Annotated in this window: 1 protein-coding gene; it reads right to left on the reverse strand. The window is 69.1% G+C overall.

Annotated features, from left to right (window positions below; translation table 11 throughout):
* The coding region (locus tag ACIPIA_RS16915) for a sensor histidine kinase (RefSeq protein ID WP_400511157.1) at positions 1–1,060 on the reverse strand (1,060 nt) is incomplete at both ends.

Below are 1,060 nucleotides of genomic sequence, written 5' to 3' on the forward strand. Positions count from 1 at the left end.
CGGTTCCGCCCATCAGGCCGGCGAGGCGACGGACGATCGCCAGGCCGAGGCCCGCGCCGGCCTGCCGTGCACCGCCCTGCTCCAGCTGCTCGAACTCGCCGAAGATGTCGTCGAGCCTGTCGGCGGGGATGCCGGGGCCGGTATCGGCCACCACGAATTCAACACCCTCGGCAGCAAAGCGCAGACTCAGGCCAACCCCGCCGGCCTCGGTGAACTTCACGGCGTTGCCGACAAGGTTGAGCAGGATCTGGCGGAGCCTGTCGCGGTCGCCGACGAGGCGGGTCGGAACGTCCGGCGCGATATGGGCGGCAAGCTCGATGCCCTTGGCCTGCGCGCGCGGCGCCACGAGCTCGGCGACGGTCTCGACGAGCTGGACGACATCGAACGGCTCCTCGATGAGCTCGAGCTTGCCGGCCTCGACCTTGGCGACATCGAGGATGTCGTCGACGAGGGCGAGCAGCGCTTCGCCGGAAATCCGCAGCGCCGCGATGTAGGTCGCCTGCTCGGCATTGGGGCCGGTGTCCGAAAGGAGATCGGCCATGCCGAGAATGCCGTTGAGCGGGGTACGGAATTCATGGCTCACGGTTGCCAGGAAACGCGACTTCGCCTCGCTCGCCGCTTCAGCCCGGGCGCGCGCTTCGACAAGCGCGTCCTCTCCGGCGATCCGGCCCGAAATATCGCGACCGACGCGCTGGATGAGCGTGCGGCCGTCCGGATCGAGGACGGCGGTCTCGACCCAGGAGATCCAGCGCTCGCCTTCATAGGTCGCGAGGCACTCGTCGAAGCTGCGCGCCCCGCCCTCGAGCAGCTGAATGGGGCGGCTGGCTAGCTGCGGCAGCTGCATCCTGCTGCCGACGAGCTCGACCTCGTCGATGCCGAACAGGGCCGCATACGCCCGGTTGGCATAGACGATACGCGCCCCGTCGCGCCGGACGATGAGGTCGCCCTGAGCCTCGATCAGGCTGCGGTAGCGCTCCTCGCTATCGGCGAGGCCCCAGAGACGATCGTTGAGATGCTCGGTTTCGCGCACAAGCGCCGCCACCTGCCCGCGCAGCCGGCT

Source organism: Allobosea sp. CER48 (genome assembly GCF_044752385.1).
Classification (GTDB): Bacteria; Pseudomonadota; Alphaproteobacteria; order Rhizobiales; family Beijerinckiaceae; genus Allobosea.